18 protein-coding genes are annotated in these 17,300 nt (G+C 54.4%); 3 read left to right on the top strand and 15 right to left on the bottom strand.

Annotated elements, in window-relative coordinates; all coding sequences use genetic code 11:
* The first annotated feature begins 7 nt into the window (after positions 1 to 7).
* Positions 8 to 514, top strand: a complete 507-nt coding sequence (locus JF44_RS0119445; RefSeq protein WP_033070530.1) for an ureidoglycolate lyase — start codon at positions 8 to 10, stop codon at positions 512 to 514.
* A 30-nt stretch (positions 515 to 544) separates the two neighbouring features.
* A complete protein-coding gene (locus JF44_RS0119440; RefSeq protein ID WP_033070529.1) occupies positions 545 to 949 on the top strand; it encodes a hypothetical protein in 405 nt (134 codons plus the stop codon).
* 19 nt (positions 950 to 968) lie between these two features.
* On the opposite strand, the gene JF44_RS0119435 is transcribed toward JF44_RS0119440, so the two are convergent.
* The 13 genes from JF44_RS0119435 to JF44_RS0119375 all read right to left on the bottom strand — a co-directional run bounded on the left by JF44_RS0119435 (position 969) and on the right by JF44_RS0119375 (position 15,284).
* Positions 969 to 1,757 carry a tetratricopeptide repeat protein gene (locus JF44_RS0119435; RefSeq protein WP_238318516.1) on the bottom strand — a complete coding sequence of 263 codons (789 nt, stop codon included), beginning with the start codon at positions 1,755 to 1,757 and terminating at the stop codon, positions 969 to 971.
* A gap of 117 nt (positions 1,758 to 1,874) precedes the next feature.
* Positions 1,875 to 3,569: a DUF4153 domain-containing protein gene (locus tag JF44_RS0119430; RefSeq protein ID WP_033070527.1), complete on the bottom strand. Its 1,695-nt coding sequence runs from the start codon at positions 3,567 to 3,569 to the stop codon at positions 1,875 to 1,877.
* A gap of 143 nt (positions 3,570 to 3,712) precedes the next feature.
* A complete protein-coding gene (locus JF44_RS0119425; RefSeq protein ID WP_033070526.1) occupies positions 3,713 to 4,495 on the bottom strand; it encodes a succinate dehydrogenase iron-sulfur subunit in 783 nt (260 codons plus the stop codon).
* A gap of 25 nt (positions 4,496 to 4,520) precedes the next feature.
* The gene (gene sdhA / locus JF44_RS0119420) at positions 4,521 to 6,317 is read right to left on the bottom strand and encodes a succinate dehydrogenase flavoprotein subunit (RefSeq protein WP_033070525.1); all 1,797 of its coding nucleotides are present in this window, start codon (positions 6,315 to 6,317) and stop codon (positions 4,521 to 4,523) included.
* A gap of 4 nt (positions 6,318 to 6,321) precedes the next feature.
* Positions 6,322 to 6,705: a succinate dehydrogenase, hydrophobic membrane anchor protein gene (gene sdhD / locus JF44_RS0119415; RefSeq protein ID WP_033070524.1), complete on the bottom strand. Its 384-nt coding sequence runs from the start codon at positions 6,703 to 6,705 to the stop codon at positions 6,322 to 6,324.
* A gap of 27 nt (positions 6,706 to 6,732) precedes the next feature.
* Entirely contained in the window at positions 6,733 to 7,113 is a 381-nt protein-coding gene (gene sdhC, locus JF44_RS0119410) for a succinate dehydrogenase, cytochrome b556 subunit (RefSeq protein ID WP_033070523.1), read from the bottom strand.
* Between the two features lie 358 nt (positions 7,114 to 7,471).
* Positions 7,472 to 8,587, bottom strand: coding sequence for an endonuclease/exonuclease/phosphatase family protein (locus JF44_RS0119405; RefSeq protein ID WP_033070522.1), 1,116 nt, complete (start codon positions 8,585 to 8,587; stop codon positions 7,472 to 7,474).
* Positions 8,588 to 8,702: 115 nt separating this feature from the next.
* Positions 8,703 to 9,752: a MaoC family dehydratase gene (locus tag JF44_RS0119400; protein ID WP_033070521.1), complete on the bottom strand. Its 1,050-nt coding sequence runs from the start codon at positions 9,750 to 9,752 to the stop codon at positions 8,703 to 8,705.
* Positions 9,753 to 9,894: 142 nt separating this feature from the next.
* Entirely contained in the window at positions 9,895 to 10,773 is an 879-nt protein-coding gene (locus JF44_RS0119395; RefSeq protein WP_033070520.1) for an HpcH/HpaI aldolase/citrate lyase family protein, read from the bottom strand.
* Positions 10,774 to 10,909: 136 nt separating this feature from the next.
* Entirely contained in the window at positions 10,910 to 12,145 is a 1,236-nt protein-coding gene (locus JF44_RS0119390) for a serine hydrolase domain-containing protein (RefSeq protein ID WP_238318515.1), read from the bottom strand.
* A 70-nt stretch (positions 12,146 to 12,215) separates the two neighbouring features.
* Positions 12,216 to 12,797, bottom strand: coding sequence for an EndoU domain-containing protein (locus JF44_RS0119385; protein ID WP_162181424.1), 582 nt, complete (start codon positions 12,795 to 12,797; stop codon positions 12,216 to 12,218).
* A 13-nt stretch (positions 12,798 to 12,810) separates the two neighbouring features.
* Positions 12,811 to 14,187 carry an ATP-binding protein gene (locus JF44_RS0119380; protein ID WP_033070737.1) on the bottom strand — a complete coding sequence of 459 codons (1,377 nt, stop codon included), beginning with the start codon at positions 14,185 to 14,187 and terminating at the stop codon, positions 12,811 to 12,813.
* A gap of 242 nt (positions 14,188 to 14,429) precedes the next feature.
* Positions 14,430 to 15,284 (bottom strand): alpha/beta fold hydrolase, encoded by an 855-nt coding sequence (locus JF44_RS0119375; RefSeq protein WP_033070519.1) that lies wholly within the window; start codon positions 15,282 to 15,284, stop codon positions 14,430 to 14,432.
* A gap of 129 nt (positions 15,285 to 15,413) precedes the next feature.
* Here JF44_RS0119375 and JF44_RS0119370 point away from each other — a divergent pair, with 129 nt between their 5' ends.
* The gene (locus tag JF44_RS0119370) at positions 15,414 to 16,286 is read left to right on the top strand and encodes a LysR family transcriptional regulator (RefSeq protein WP_033070518.1); all 873 of its coding nucleotides are present in this window, start codon (positions 15,414 to 15,416) and stop codon (positions 16,284 to 16,286) included.
* A 158-nt stretch (positions 16,287 to 16,444) separates the two neighbouring features.
* On the opposite strand, the gene JF44_RS0119365 is transcribed toward JF44_RS0119370, so the two are convergent.
* Both JF44_RS0119365 and pspB read right to left on the bottom strand, forming a co-directional pair.
* Positions 16,445 to 17,026 carry a hypothetical protein gene (locus tag JF44_RS0119365; protein ID WP_238318514.1) on the bottom strand — a complete coding sequence of 194 codons (582 nt, stop codon included), beginning with the start codon at positions 17,024 to 17,026 and terminating at the stop codon, positions 16,445 to 16,447.
* Positions 17,023 to 17,271: an envelope stress response membrane protein PspB gene (pspB, locus tag JF44_RS0119360; protein WP_033070735.1), complete on the bottom strand. Its 249-nt coding sequence runs from the start codon at positions 17,269 to 17,271 to the stop codon at positions 17,023 to 17,025. The genes JF44_RS0119365 and pspB overlap by 4 nt, the downstream gene beginning before the upstream one ends.
* Positions 17,272 to 17,300 lie beyond the last annotated feature (29 nt).

The raw sequence follows: 17,300 nt of genomic DNA, 5'->3' as shown, positions 1-17,300 counted from the left end.
CAGATTGATGCAGCTACCCATCGAACATCTAACCCCGGATGCCTTCGCCCCGTTTGGCGAGGTCATCTCAACCGCCACCGCACGTGATGCCTACAAGATCAATCAGGGCACCACGACCCGGTTCCATGATATCTCGCGCGTCGATGTCGGGGATGAGGACGGCGCCCCGATCATCAGCATCTTTCGCGGAACGCCCCGACCAAAGCCGATTGAAATCAAGATGATGGAACGTCATCCGCTGGGATCACAGGCCTTCATCCCGCTTGCCGGGCAAAAATTCCTGATCGTTGTCGCATCGGGAACCGACACCCCAAAACCCGAAGACCTGCGCGCCTTCATCACCGATGGAACCCAGGGGGTAACCTATGCCAAAAACGTCTGGCATCACCCGCTTCTGGTGCTTGAAGAAGACAGCGATTTTCTGATCGTCGATCGATCAGGTCCGGGGGAAAACCTGAATGAAGTTGACCTGCCACTGGTTGATGGCGCGGTCATCACCCTTGATTGGGCGTAACTCCATGGGTTCTGTAAGGAAATAGTAAAAATGGATGAAAAGCTAGAATTCACGCCTGATAATCAAGGTCAGGTTGCCGAGCAAGCTGCTTCTATTTATTCTGAAATTGAAGGAAAGTTGCCGAGGGTCCCGTGGTTCTCACATAGTGGCCAACAGCAAGCGTACACGGCGATTTTCGAGCTATGCGCTGAAGAGGCCGAAAAGATTAACGCAAGTGAAAAGGCTCGTCTCGCGATAACATTTTGGGCTTTGGTTCTCATATACGCAAACAAAAGAACGTTCCGGCCAGCAATTGCTAGCGTTAAGAGATCGGGTGGTTATGGCCTACCGAAGATCGCACAGGACTTTGCAATCTGGGCAGGCGAGAACACTCATCCTGGCGTGCCTATTGCTCAGAACATTGATTCTTGGATAACAGAACCGACTCAAAACTGACCCTCAGTTGGGTCAGCATCTACTTGGAATTTGCCCCGTCCTGCAGATCGAGCGCCAACAGGCGCTTCTGAATGGTCTGCGACAGAACCGGCCCGGCCCCGGCCTGTAATGCCCGTTGATAGGCCGCACGCGCCATTTCGGTCTTGCCCATTGCCAACGCATTGTCAGCAAAATGGGCGATATGTTCGGCAGTCGGCATCGCCTTGTTGACGCGGATAAAGATTTCTTCCGCTTCGGCGTAACGTCCTTGGCGATATAAAATCAGCCCATAGGTATCAAGCGCACCGGGATCATCGGGGGCCACCTGCAAGGCCTGCTTGGCAAGGCGTTCGGCCTCCTGCAGGTTTTCACCGCGCACCGCATAATGATAGGCCAGCCAGTTCGCCGCCCCCATATTACCCTGCCCGGCGGCCTGATAGGCCTCTGCCGTCATTGTATCGCGATAGGATGTGATCACGCTTTCAATCGCGGCCTGATCAAGCCCATCAACCCATGTCAGCCCGACCCGCACTGCCTTGCAGCCTTGCGCATTGGCCTGGTTACACATCGCCACCGCATCCTCGACCGCACCGATAACCGTTGCTGTTGGCCCGGCGGCATATTCCTTGCCCGCGTCATCACGTGCCAGAGCCTTGAAATCAATCATTGCGCGATAACGATCATCAAGCTTCTGCTCGGTCGGAGCAGCGAACATGTCCTGCGGCTCCCAGTTCGAACTGGTGTCTCCGCAGGCAGAAACGCCCAGCAACAAGCCTACGGCCATCACGGCACGCATTGATTGGATGTGAAACAGCCGACGGTCAAACAAGTTTATTATTCCCCATACAGGTGGTTCCAAGACAGTCCTATCATACCCCAATTGCGTAATTTCCGGGTTAACATCCTGATAGACAAAACCTTGTTACATATAAAACTTTGCCAACAGCTAGTATGGGTTCATGGGCACACGCTGGTCACCAATCATGATATCATTATAAACTGGCGGTTCAGACCGGTAGTTTCCAGCCTCGATATCCCTTAGCAATTTCTCGTAATCAACTGCAGGACTTCGCCAGAAACTAGAATTAACCCGCTCCCACTTCCCTTCCGCCTGATCGAAGGTCAGCAAAGCAATCTGGGTCGCACTTTGAAAAAAGATCGCTTCATCAACGCCATCGGCATTCAGGTCTGTCATCAGGATGGCACATTGCCTTTCTTGATAGCAATTTTTTGAATTGAACTCCTGATTCTCCAAAATCTCTTTACGCACCTCCGCTGCATTTTCGTATGAAGCCGGATACAACGAAATGCCGTCAAATGTCTTGAACCGCTCTGCCAGTTCGCGTTCCTCGTCCAATCGAGTTCTTGGCTTTTCAAGTTGGGCAATTTCTTGCTTCGACAGGCCTTGCTGAACGAGGATATCATCCCCCGGGAAGCCAAGCTCTCTTGCCGCAAACTGAAGGTCTGATTTGCTCAATTCCTCCTGCGCAGACAACCGCTCCGACAGACTTCTTGCCGACATGGTAACAGGGTCAATTAACGGCAAATGAACGACAAATGCTCCCACACCAAAACATAACGCTATTCGCCCAAACGTCTCCCGAACAGCCTCGGTACCAGTCCCCTTTTTAAGAAGAATACTCAGAACCAACACCAACGAAGCCGCAAAAACCATTAAGGTCATCCATAAACCGTACACACGTGACGGTGTCAGACCATACATTTCAACCGGTTGCCAAATCGCGTAGACGGAAATCGCAGACAGAGCCAGAGGAATGAACAGGCTTGCGCGAAACACGACATCGGCTTTCTTCCCATAGATCTTCTGATCGCTGTTTTCGAGTTGACTGGCCCCGAACAACAGATAGAGCAACCCGATAGCCGCCCCTGTCACGACCCACCAAACGCTAAAGTCATGATCAAGAAGGGTTTTGAAACCGTCTGAAGCAGCAACGACAAGAAACACTGTAAGCCCGACTGCTTGCAAGGGATAAAGAATACGGAAGAACCACGCGACAACGTGGCGTATCGGGCGCAAAATTGCTCGTTTTTCCTGAGCGACGAGTACGCCTACCGCGAAAGAGAAACCAATCAAGGTAAGCTCGACACGGTCCATCATTAACCATTTGCGAAACAGCTCAATCCCAACCAGCTCAAGCAGAAAGGCCAATCCCATTGTGACCAGATAGATGGCGCTACTTGCCAGTTGGCCAATGAACAAACTGATTTTAATCGACCAAATCTCGGGGACCATCTCGGCCAACCATTTTGCCCCCTCAGCAGCTGGTTGCCAAACTCGATAAGCCGCAATAGCTGTTCCAACCCAAATCACGATTGAGGCGAAAACCATCACCCGAAAAATAATGGATACGTCTTCAAGACCGACAAGTTTCTGCAACGCAAAAACCTGCAATGCTGCGACAATGGCCGTTACGAAAAGAAACACAACATCAACAATTGGCCTGCGTAAACCGCTACCCAGCCAATAGCTCACCGTCAGTACGATCGAAAATGTGAGTAGAAACGTCGATGGTGCATCAAAATGATACGGTGCATCATGCCACACTTTGTCAGTCAAATACCAAGCGAGCAGGCCTAAAATGGCCCCGCTAACGGGGAACAAGACATACGATTTTTTCACGACACACCCATACCTGTTGATTCACGCCAAAGTTGCATAATTTCCAGAGCAGTGGAATAGAAAAAGCCGCCGGGATCAAAGATCCACAGCGGCTTTAACATGCTGGCGCTAAACGCCAATATCAGGGCAACACTGCCATGCGCTTAGGCGCGGCGTTCTGCGATCATCTTTTTGATTTCGGTGATCGCAAGCGCCGGGTTCAGGCCTTTCGGGCAGGTGTTGGTGCAGTTCATGATCGTGTGGCAACGATACAGGCGGAACGGATCTTCGAGTGCATCGAGACGTTCACCGGTATATTCGTCACGCGAATCTGCCAGCCAGCGATAGGCCTGCAGCAGAACTGCCGGGCCAAGGTAACGGTCGGAGTTCCACCAATAGGACGGGCACGCGGTCGAGCAGGAGAAGCACAGAATGCATTCCCACAGACCATCAAGCTTCGCACGTTCTTCACGCGACTGCAGGCGTTCGCCATCGGGCGGGTTCGGGCTGTCAGCCTTAAGCCACGGCTCGATTGAGGCAAGCTGCGCATAGGGCTGCGACAGATCCGGCACCAGATCCTTGACCACTGGCATATGCGGCAGCGGATAGATTTTGACTTCGCCCTTGATGTCATCAATCGGCTTAAGACACGCAAGCGTGTTACGGCCATCAATGTTCATCGCACACGAACCGCAAATGCCTTCACGGCAAGAACGGCGGAAGGTCAGGGTCGCGTCGATCTCGTTTTTAATCTTGATCAGCGCGTCCAGAACCATCGGCCCGCATTTATCCAGGTCGATGTCATAGGTGTCGGTTCGCGGGTTATCGCCACTATCCGGATCAAAACGATAAATCTTGAACGCACGGACATTCTTCGCGTCAGCCGGCGCAGAGAACGTTTTGCCCTCTTTGACGACCGAATTGGCGGGAAGATTGAATTCTACCATCTCTCAAATCCTCTCTTGCCGCGCCTTAATAGACGCGCTCTTTCGGCTCGATATACGACACTTCATCGGTCAGGGTGAAGTTGTTGACCGGACGATAGGTCAGATCAACGCCATACCCCTTTTCAGTGTCGACCGTGGCGATTGTGTGCTTCATCCAGGTTTCGTCATCACGCTTCGGATGATCTTCGTGGGCATGTGCCCCACGCGATTCATGACGCGCTTCTGCCGAATTCATGGTTGCTGCGGCACAGGTCATGAGGTTCTCAAGTTCAAGAGTCTCGACCAGGTCCGAGTTCCAGATAAGGGAGCGATCCGAAACACCGACGTCGGGAAGCGTCTTGGCGGTTTCAGAAAGTTTGTCTTTGCCCTCTTTAAGGATTTCCGAGGTCCGGAACACGCCGCAGTTGCCCTGCATGACGCGCTGCATTTCCAGACGGATATCCGCCGTCGGACGCGAACCCTTGGCCCAGCGCAGACGATCGAAACGTTCAACTGCTTCTTCGCCGTCGGTGGCTTTGAGTTCCTTGAACGATGCCTTGGCATCAACCACTTCGGCCGCATGCATGCCGCACGCCCGGCCAAATACAACCAGATCAAGCAAGGAGTTCGTGCCCAGACGGTTCGCACCATGGACCGACACACAAGCTGCTTCACCTGCCGCCATCAGGCCCGGAACAATGGCGTTCGGGTCTTTGGCAGTCGGACGCAGAACCTCGCCCTTATAGTTGGTCGGAATGCCGCCCATGTTGTAATGGACCGTCGGCAGGACCGGGATCGGTTCCTTGGTCGCATCAACACCGGCAAAGATTTTTGCGGTTTCGGTAATGCCCGGCAGACGTTCCCACAGCACTTCCGAACCAAGATGTTCAAGATGCAGGTGGATGTATTCGCCGTGCTCGCCAACACCACGACCATCACGGATTTCCTGTGCCATACCACGCGACACAACGTCACGCGATGCAAGGTCCTTAACGGTCGGCGCGTAACGTTCCATGAAACGTTCGCCCTCGGAGTTGGTCAGATAGCCACCTTCACCACGTGCACCCTCGGTGATCAGGCAACCTGAACCGTAAATGCCGGTCGGGTGGAACTGAACAAATTCCATGTCCTGCAGGCCAAGACCCGCACGGGCCACCATGCCATGACCGTCACCGGTACAGGTGTGTGCCGAGGTGCAGCTAAAGAATGCGCGGCCATATCCACCAGATGCCAGAATGACCATCTTGGCGTTAAAGCGATGCAGTTCCCCGGTATCAAGATCCCAGGCCATCAGACCTTTGCACGAACCATCGTCATCCATGATCAGATCAAGGGCGATATATTCGACAAAGAATTCTGCTTTGTGCTTCAGGCACTGCTGATACAGGGTATGGAGCATGGCGTGACCGGTACGGTCAGCTGCCGCACAGGCACGTTCCACCGGCGCCTTGCCGTGGTCACGGGTGTGACCACCGAACGGACGCTGATAGATTTTGCCATCTTCGGTCCGCGAGAACGGCATGCCGTAATGTTCAAGTTCATGAACCGCCGGAACGGCGTTACGGCACATATATTCGATCGCGTCCTGATCGCCCAGCCAGTCCGACCCCTTGACGGTGTCATACATATGCCACTGCCAGTGATCCTCGGACATGTTGCCAAGCGATGCACCGATACCGCCCTGGGCAGCAACGGTGTGCGAACGGGTCGGGAAGACCTTGGTGATACATGCGGTTTTAAGCCCGGCTTCAACCGTACCCAGTGTTGCGCGCAAACCGGCACCACCCGCACCCATAACAACGACATCGTAGTTATGGTCGATAATTTTATAAGATTCACTCATTGGCTCAGGCTCCGGCAAAAACGATACGCAACACCGAGATGATCGCAGCAACAGACAGGAATGCTGCCACCGCCTTGATCAACATCAGCGAGATCATTTCCACTTTACGGTTATGCACATAATCTTCGATCACAACCTGCAGACCGTGCGTGAAGTGCACGGCAACGCTGACGATCATCAGGATCATCATGGTCGAATGGAAGTACGAGCCCAGCCAGGCCTGCACGGCATCATAGTCTGCCGTATGCCCGGCAAGAATCGAAACAATGAACCAGATGCCGAGCGGAAGGTTTGCAGCAGCGGTAACGCGCTGGGTCCACCAGTGCGAAGAGCCACTTTTGGCAGAACCGAGACCGCGGACACGGCCCAGATCGGATTGCATCTTCATGACAAGTTTGTCCCCTCTTGCCCGGCCTTAGGCCAGACCGATGATCCAGGTGAGAATGGTCAGCACGACTGCCGCGCCAAGGACGATCGGGTTGCCTTTGGCAGCACCCTCATTCGTCAGGCCGCGACCGGTATCCCAAACAAGGTGACGGATACCATTGCAAGCGTGGTAATAAAAAGCCGCCGTCCAACCGAACAGCAGCAGCAGACCAAACCACGAGGTGAAAAATGCGTGATAGCCTTCAAAGGCATCACGGCCAGCGCCGGCACCAATCAGCCAGGACGCCAAAAATACGAAACCAATGGCAAGGCCGACACCCATCGCACGGAAAGTGATGGACATCATTGCCGTCATCGGAAGCCGGTACACCTGCAAATGCGGAGACAGCGGCCGATTGGCTTTGCTCATAACGGAATTGCCTCTTCTCAAAGTAGCTGGCGGGAAAGCAGGGTTTATTTACCCATGCAGCGGGTTTGAGTCAATCTGAACCCCTTTGAAAACCAAAGATTCCAGTGACAAAACGCCCAAACTGCCTCCGTTAAACTACGTAGGTTGACCTCTCAGACACCGTATACACCCTGCGGGAAGGGCGCTGTAAAAGACACGGGTCATTCACTTACGGCGTAACGTGCTTTTAGCAATCGCACAATTAGACCTTCTTACGCAAGGAAACAGACTTGCGATCAGCTCCAACTCCAGAAAAGATGAGGATTATCCACCTTCCGATCAACTCTCGCCCAAGATATTTTCAACGGGCTGACAGTCATCAAGGGGCAGGACCAAGCAACGCCTGCAAATAATCGGGCGAGAAATCGGTGCGCACTTCGCACCACAGCAATTTGTGATCCGACATCTGGTGCTTGCGGTAGTACCGCTTGAAATAATTGATTTTCTGGTCACGATCACGCACATCTCCGTCGCTATCGCGATCAAATTGCGCACCCCAGACGTTATCAAGATAATGCACTGCATCCCCGTCGCGATACACAACATCAAACATGTCGAACACCCCGGACCGCAGCAACCGGAACCGATCATCTGCCAAGCGAAAAGCGATCTGGTCGTAATGCTTGTTGCCTGAAAGGTTCGATGGCAATTCCTTGATTGGCACCGGAACGTGAAAACCCTCATTCTCAAGGGCTTCCATGGTTTCATGTTCGGGCGAAACGATGTTGAAATCCCCCAACAGGATATAGTTCGCCGCCTTTCCATGCACGGATTGTTCGCGCAGCTGTCGCGCTTTGAGAAAGGCGGCAATTTCGCGAATTTCCTCGCGCCGCTGGGCCATTTCAGGGCTGGTATTGGATGATTTGCCATAAAAGATATGCACGGTGCAAAGCTTGAACTGAAACCACCCGGATTGAAACGCCACCGAAAACGGGGTGCGGGCAAACTGCACCCCCTCCGTTGCAGTCCCGGAACTTCCCGGCATAACAATCTTCTGACCTTTCGGCAGAACAATCTCGCCTGCCTCGCGACGGAACCAGACTTTGGATTTGCGATAAGCAAAGGCAAGCCGCTCGCTATTGCCCGGCCCGCCTTCGGTTGTGTCGGTGACGATATAATCCCACGCCCCGCCAAGGTGATCACGCATCAGGCGATCAAGCGCCTCAAGATTGTCGTTCACTTCCTGAATGGCAACCAAATCGAAATGATCAATGATCTCGGCGATATACATCATCGACTCGGTCTCGCGGGTATAGGCCCCGCCATTGCCGAAATGCATCAGGTTCCATGTTGCCAGACGCAGGCTTTGTGTTTCTGCCTCGGCATCATCAATAACCTCTGCCTTCAGCCGCGCCTTGAGGCGCAACAAAGCTTCCGCCACAAAGCGCCGATGTATGGCGGGTTCGATATCCTGGATGGGTTTGACATTGGTCATCACAAATCTGCCAGATCATTCAAGGAGGATGAATGATCTTACGACATTCAACCCTGAATTAATGTGACAGTTTACAAAACAACCCAGAACAAGACCCCGGGAACAGCACAGACAATCAGCGCGGGATTAACACCGTGTAATCGAAATCAAGCAAGACATCGGAAAGATATTTGCCATCCACGCCACGCAGCGGGAAATCACTGGCCTGATGATCGCGTACTGCAACAAGGCGCAGGCGCAGCGCCCCAAGATCACGCCGCCCCGGCACTTCGAATTTGCCCAATACTTCCGACCAGGCAAAAATCGTATCCCCGGCAAAGGCCGGATTGGCGTGTGCGCCTGCATTGATCGCGGCAATCCGAAACGCATTGCCAAGCCCGTTAAATGACAGCGCCCGGCACAACGAAATGATATGCCCGCCATAAATCAGCCGCTTGCCAAACCGGCCGCCATTGGCGGCCACCTGATCGAAATGGACCTTGGCGGTGTTTTGATAAAGCCGGGTTGCGATCTGGTGTTCGGCTTCTTCAAGGGTCATGCCATCGACATGATCAATTTTCTCGCCGACATAATAGTCATCCCAACGATGGGGCGATCCGGCCAACTGCGTTGAATAGGCCGATACATCAAGCCCGACCGGTATCTGGAATGCTTCGGGGGCGACCACACCGGGCAGTTCCGGCAGAACCGTTTCCGGCGCCGGGGCATTTTCATCGCGTTTGCGCACCATGACCCAGCGATTGTAATCCAGCACCATTTCGCCGCGCTGGTTGCGCCCGACGGAATTGACGTACACCACACCGGTTTTGCCGTTGGAATTTTCCTTGATCCCGGTGACAGTCGAAACCGAACTGACCGTATCACCGGGATAAACCGGAACGCCAAACACGCCCCCGGCATAGCCCAGATTGGCCACCGCATTCAGCGACACATCAGGCACCGTTTTGCCAAACACCATATGAAACGCCAGCAAATCATCGACGGGTGCTGCCTTAAAACCGATGCTTTGGGCAAATTCGTCCGATGACTGCACGGCAAAGCGCGGGCCATACAGCCCGGTATAAAGCGCGACATCCCCGCTTGTGATCGTACGCGGTGTGGCGTGGCGGATTTCCTGTCCGATCTGGAAATCTTCGAAATAATTGCCCGGATTGGTCTTTGACATTGGATTGCCTCCCCCGAAAGGCCGGATTTCTTTGAAATACCGATGCGCGCCACCTTGGCTGTCTCTGATGCAGCCCTTTATTGCTGTTATCTGGCGCGAACCGTTTTATCTGATTGTGTGCTGGTTGTTGTTCTCTGACCCGTCAGGCCCCATCCATTTCCGCGATCAAATCGGCCATCGCGACCAGTTTCTTGGCTGAGACGACATGCAGATTTTCAATCAGCTTGCCATCGACCACGACAACGCCTTTGCCCTCGGAACTGACTTCTTCGTGCGCGGCAATGATCTTGCGTGCCCAGTCGATTTCGGCTTCCGCCGGGGCAAAGGCTTCGTTGGCGCTCGCAATCGTTTTGGGATGAATAAGCGTCTTGCCGTCAAAGCCAAATTCGCGCCCCTGCTTGCAGGATGCGACAAACCCGGCCTCATCAGACAGATCAAGATGCACCCCATCCAAAATCGCCAACCCATAGGCCCGTGCCGCCAACACGCATAAACCAAGGCTTGTCACCATTGGCAGTCGATCCGGGGTATGGGCACAGTTCAAATCCTTGGCCAGATCAGATGTCCCCATAACAAACCCGCCCAGACGCGGATGAGCACCGGCAATTTCCTTGGCATTTAGCATCGCAAGCGGGGTCTCCATCATGCACCAGATCGTCATGCCTGCGTGCGCGCCTTCGGCCTCCATGATATTGGCGACCTGTCGGACCGTATCGGCACTTTCGACCTTGGGCAGCAGGATGGCATCAGCCGATGTCTTGGATGCCGCAACAATGTCGGCATAACCCCACGGCGTATTCAGCCCATTGGTCCTGATCTGGATTTCACGTTTGCCATAGCCGCCCTCGGCAAGCGCGCTGACAATCTGATCCCGCGCCGTATCCTTGGCATCCGGGGCCACCGCATCCTCAAGATCAAGAATAAGCCCGTCGGCCGGAAGCGTTCGGCCCTTTTCAAGGGCACGCGCATTTGATCCCGGCATATACAAAACAGAGCGGCGCGGACGTGGGGCAGCAGCCATCAGGAATCTCCCGTTTGATAATATTCGTTCAATATTTGATGTTTATTTTTACGAAAATTACCGAAACTTGTTTTCCCCTGCAAGCCACTTTTTGCACTGCGGCATATGCCATCCGCAATTTTGGGCGGGTCGCGGTCTACTGCGGATCACCAAACAACCCGGTCATCAGCATGCTGGTGACGGATGGCACCTCATTCAGCGCCCGGCCATTGGACAGGAAAACCACCACCGTTTCTTGCTCCGGGAACCAGGAAAACTCCGCCGAATAACCAAAGTAAATCCCGTCATGGCCCCAGACCGGGCCCCAGTCGCTTGATCCGATCATAAGGCCATAGCCATATGATCCCTCCCCGGTAAAAGCGGTATCGGTGGTCGCACGTTCCAGCGCATTGGGGCCCAAAAGAACCCCGTCAACAAACAGCGCACGGGCAAATTTGACCATGTCTTCAGCCGTCGAGATCACCCCGCCATCTGCCAATTGATCGCCGACATCATAATCGGTGACGTCTTCAAGCTGCCCGTCGCCATTGGCATCATCAAAGCCGCGTGCCAGCAAGGCAGGTCTTGGATAGCGCCCAAAGGATGTATCACGCATGCGGGCCGGTTCAAAAATGCGCCGGTTAAAGACCGCCTTGATATCGGCCCCCTCGACCGCCTCGATCATCACGCCAAGCAAAATGAAATTGCTGTTGGACGCCGCATAACTTTTCCCCGGTGCGAAATAGGCATCCCGATCCGCAATCAACGGCAGCAATTCGACATTGCGCCAGCCATGCTGCGGGTCGCGTCCGACCAGCTCAAAAAAGAACTCACCATCAAGATAATCCGGGATGCCCGAACTGTTGCGCAAAAGGTCACGGATGGTGGCACGGTCGGCATTGGCAATGCGTCCCTGATATTCATCGGGCAGGTATTTGCCAATCGGATCGGCCAGATCAATCCGCTGTTCCGATGCCAGTTGCAAGGTCACGACCGCTGTCATCATCTTGGTCAATGATCCGATGTAAAACTGCCGGTCATCGGTCATGCCGGTTTCCGGGCGGACACTGGCATAGCCGCTTGCCGCATAGCGCACGCGCCCCTCGCCATAGCCAATCGCAACCACACCACCAGGCAACCCGGCATGTGTAATATATTGATGCAGGAATTTTTCCAGCGGATCAGACGGGGCGTCCCTGCTGCCCTTGTTGGCCCCGGATTGCTGCGCCAGCGCAACAGTCGGCAGCACGATCGCCGCTGACACTCCACCAATGCCGCAAATCAGCGCAAGCACCGCCATGCCGTGCAAAACCCCGCGCAAGTGATCGGTCATGCGCCCCATGATGTGCCCGGTTCCTTTTATCGGTCCGAAAACGTTTACTTTATCGTTCATTCTGTCCCCAAGGATATGGGCATTCATTGCCATTTCCCAACCCGTTGTCCAGCCCGCCATGTCCCTGAGCCTAGTCACGTAGTGGAAAGGCCGTATTGATCCGCCCGTCCCGCAAAAGCCCGATCACAATGGTAAAGCGCGACCCGGGATCATCGCCGATGCAAAACCCGTTTACTGCAACATCTGGCACCCCATCCGAACTTTTCGGACGGTTCGGGCCACAGTGCCACCACCCGGGCGCGCCGGGCGGACACGCGTTCTGATGATCAAACGCATATGAGATCGACGCCACAATCTGATCGCGGGTACAGCTATCGGGAAAGATGCTGGAAAACTTGACCGGGTCACGCCCGTTCGGATTGTCAAAGGTCGCCATTCCGGCATAAACGCCATTGTCATTGGCCGGTTTGCTGATGTCAAAATCAATGACTGTCCCGGGGTTTTGCCCGCCGGGGCGCGCATGAAAACCGGCGGCCTTGCTGCCTGATCGCGCTTCGCCGCAAAACACATGATCAAGATTGATCGCCGGATCACTGCTGTTCCACCGCGGCTTGATCGGGCAGGACCGATCGGCTTGCACCTGCCCGGAAATGGCGATTACGGCCACCGCGACCAGCATCCCAAACATTGATTTCAACAGCACAGGACCCACGTCACGATCCCCCTCAAAGCTGCGAAAATTCAAGCCCGATGCGCAGTGCCAACACACTGGCCGGTTCAAAACGCATCGGCACCCCGCCAAGCTTCCCGCCATGCCACTGCGCCTTGGTCAGGACAAAGGCCCCAAGCGGCAGCGCATGACTGCCCCGGAAGTTCACCAATGCGCGAATTTCCTTGGGCTTGCGGATCGGCTCATCGCGCCACAGGCAGTGATAGGCAAACAAAGGCGTGCCCGAGCGACGATCAAGGAACACGAACGGCACTTCATATTGGCCCCAACGCGCGTAATACAGGCTTTCCATGCCCACGCTTGAGGTCAGAAACTGTGTCTGGATGGCGGTTTCGGCCAAACGCGTGATGGTGGATGTATCCGATGCCCGCCCGCCAATCAAACCGGTGCGAAGTCCGGGATGGATAAGATGCACCTTAAACGCCACCGCACGCTGAAACGGTTTGGCGTCCTGATCAACCCGCTCTAACCGGCGCACCAGCCAAGCGCTTTCAAGATATTCAAGGTAACGTCTGAGCGTATTCTTCGCGAGGTCAAGCTCACGCGCCAGCGTCTCGATCGAGAATTCCGACCCGGTGTTATAGGCCAAAAGCGCAAACAACCGATGCAAATCCGATGGGCTTGAAATGCCATGCAACCCCGGCAAATCCGAATGCAGCGACCGATGAATCGCCCCGGCCTCGCCGTTGGCATCGTGGAAGCCGCCCTCGTTGATGTAATCTTCAAAAAGGTCATTTAATTCGATCAAGCCGTCGGGCACATCGGCGGTATAGCGCCCGACATTGGGGGTTTCGGGCAAAACGTCACTGGGGGCCACGCCCTTTTGCTCAAGATATTCGGCAAAGCTGAACGGCGGTAAAAACAGGCTTTGGATATATTCCGCATTATCGCCCGCAGGGGCCAATGCACTGACCGCCACCACGCGCAACATCGGATCAGAGGCCAGCAATTTAACAAGGCTTGCCTCCCAGTCACGCTGATAGGATACCTCGTCAATAAAAAGCCAAAGCGGATGGTCGGCCGAAATACCCCGCATGGACCGCAACAATTTCGGCAGGCGCGGCAGGTCGATTTCCAAAAACAGCGGATGTTCAAGCGACACATAACATACATGCCGGCGCGGCGTGTCGGCATTCAAAAGCTCTGCCACCGCCTGACGCAGCATCACGGTTTTGCCAACCCCGCGCGGCCCCGTCAGAACCAGCGCCTTTTGCCCGTCATTCTTTTCAATTGCCGACCAGAACCGCTTGAAAAACGCCCGATGCGGCAAACCCTGCACCTGATCATCGGTAACGCCATCCCACCACGGATTATCGAGCATCAATCGATGCAGAAAATCCTGTTCCCCCGGATGTTCGATCATGGTCGCCATGATATTTTCCCCACGCGTTCTGCCCTGGAATATGGGCATTTATCCCGCAGCTTGCCGGGAAAACCTTTAAATTAGGTATAGTGATAAACGCTATTTGGGAATTTTTCTGCAAGGACCTGCAAACAAAAAGAAAACCGGACCCGCCCCATGAAAACCGGACCCGCCCCATCCGGGCAAGGTCCAGTAAACTAAAAGTTCGGCCAACTAAAGCTTCGGCAAACTAAATTTCCACCAAAGCCAGATCAGGCGTCGCGATGCCGGTTCAGGAAATCAAGGATCAGGGCGGTGATCTCCCGGGGCTTGTCTTCAAGGGAAAAATGCGCTGCATCTTCGACCATGCTCAGCTCCGAACCCGGAATATCCCCATGCAACCGCGCTGCCCAGTCCGGTGTCTGCCAGATATCCTTGGTTCCCCAGATCAGCTTGACTGGCTTATTGCCAAGCTCGCCCAGACGATCTGCAACCTTCAGGGTATGGATCGGATCATAGTGGCGAATTTGATGCTGAAACAGGCTGGCCTGCCCGATTGGTCCGGAAATGTAATCAACATAGGCATCAAGCGCACCGGCCTCGAACGCCTCAGTATCGACCACGGCTGAGCGCACCCAATCGCGGAAATGCGCCCGGTGTTCCGCGTCCGGCACCTTTGCCAGCACATCAAGCCCAGCCGCCATTTGCTGGCGCGTGCGCTTTGACGGATAGCTGTCATAACTGACCGCATCAATCAGGGTGATGGTTCGCGCCAGTTCGGGCCGCAACACCCCGACCTGCTGCGCAATCGCCCCGCCAAAATCATGGCCGACAATATGCGCCGACGTCAGCCCCCAGTGATCCATCAACCCTTCCAGAATCGGCAACTGCCCACTGATAGAGGTATCAATATCCGGATCCCACGGGCGCTCGGACAGTCCATATCCCAGCAGGTCAAACAAATGCACCCTGTATCCGGCCGCAACCAGCGTATCGATGCTGTGACGCCAGATCAGGGATGATGACGGTGTTCCATGCAACAAAATGACCGGGACGCCATCCCCATAAACGCCATGGGCAATACGGGTGTTGTTGATCAATAGATGGTCTGTTGCGACCGGCTTCATAGGACCCTCCTGAAATCGGGATATTGTTCGATAAACCGATGATGGCCCGGCCTTTGACATGACACAAATGAATAGATATCATTTCTTTATTCAAAACATTCATACAAATAACACCGCACCGGGGATCACATGACACGTCTGGATATCGGAAGCCTCGAAGCCTTGTGTGCTATTGCCGATCATGGCGGCATCACCCGTGCGGCAGATCACCTTGCCCTGTCTCAATCGGCCATTTCGCATAAGATCAAACGTCTGGAAGACGGGCTGGGCTATGCCATTCTCGATCGCCGGGCCGGGGCGTCAAAATTCACCCGCGAAGGTGAACAGTTGCTGGCCTACGGGCGACGTATTCTTGCCATCCACGAAGAAGCCCTGATCAGCCTCACACGTAGGCCGCTCAAGGGCCGCTTGCGCCTTGGCATGACCGAAGACATGGCAAACAACGGTCTGCCCGTGATCCTTGGGCATTTCAAAAAGCTTTATCCCGACGTTTCGGTCAACACCACAACCGGTCAAAGCCTGCACATCGAACAGCAGCTTGAAAACCGCGAGATTGATATCGGCGTATTGGACACTTTTGCGCATCTCAAACGCCCAACAGACAGGGCGTTGCGCCACGCCCCCTTGCATTGGGTCAAGGCACCGGACTTTGAAATTGACCGGTCAAAACCGATCCCGTTTCTGGCATTTGATCCGGATTGCTTTTATCGAAAATGGGCGATGGAAACCGCCCCGGCACAGGACATCGGATTTGAAACCATCCTGACCTGTGCAAGCAGCAATGCCATCATCTCGGCCGTATCATCGGGTCTTGGCGTGGCATTGATTGGCGATCATTGCCTGACAGCGGATATCGATATCATCACCGATGTCTTTGCACAGCCGCCATCGGTGGCAACCGTCATGCGCACATCCCGCCATGCCCGCTCCGAAGCCGCATTGGCGCTTAAAAACTGTATCAGCGATGCCTTTGCACCTTTGGCCCACAAACGCACCGCCTGATCGCAAAAGAAAAGCCGGACTGCCTTTGCAATCCGGCTTATGCCAACGGCTTTAAATGTTTGACGGCGGTCATGCGGGTCAAGACCCGTGCTAACGCGAGGGGGGATTGGGGAAAGCCAAAACCGCCGTCAATCCTTGAAACTTTTGTAACCCGTGGCCTAAGCCTTTGGCGCTTTCGGGGCGTCGGACTTGCCTTCACCATCGGCATCCTCAGAAGCGTCATCCTCTTTCATCTTTTTGAATTCGGATGCCATCTGGTAATCGCCTGATGCGACAAAACCTTCCATTGAGCCGGTACGGCGTTCCAGATCGTCAAACTGTGCCCGCAGGTCTTCCATCCAGCTTTCCTCGTAATCAACACCGACAGTCGGGCGGTCTTCGGCAGCATCGGATGACGCATGGTTGCTTTTTGCCGTGCGTCCGGCCGATGTGGTTTGGCCCTGATCACGCAGTTTCCCGCGCAGACTGGCAAACCATTCCGGGTGATGGACATAGGCCCATGCCAGACCAAACAGCATCACGCCAACCGGGAAGCTGAAGATCAAAACCAGAATGAAGGCAATCAGCACACCTTTGCGCGGAATGCCAAAGGCTTCTGAAATTCCGCGTGTGGTCCGTTTGATCACACCACCGCATTCCTTTTCACCGTGGTTGCTGTTTGAAAATCGGCATCCACCATGCGTGTGTTTCTTGTGACCGCGCTGAAAACCGTTTCCGGCAGCAGCTTGCTGAGCAGTCATATCCTGTTCCTCCATTCGGCAACCTCGGCATCTAACAGGCGTTCAAGTGTTTCGACACGGCTTTCGAGTCGCGCAGCCCGCTGTTTCAGACCAGCCACCATTTCCTTTTCGCGGGTGGCCTGTTCGGGGCTTTGTGTGCGTTGCTCTGCCTTCATGCGTTTCCAGACCGTGATGTAATGAAACACCACCCAGACCGGGCCGACAACGGCTATTAAAACGATAAGGGGTACGGCAATCGCCCACATGTTTGACATCTCAACCTTTACGCTGGCTC

It is taken from the genome of Thalassospira australica (assembly GCF_000763295.1).
Lineage (GTDB): Bacteria > Pseudomonadota > Alphaproteobacteria > Rhodospirillales > Thalassospiraceae > Thalassospira > Thalassospira australica.
This window is presented reverse-complemented; position numbering and strand designations above follow the sequence as displayed.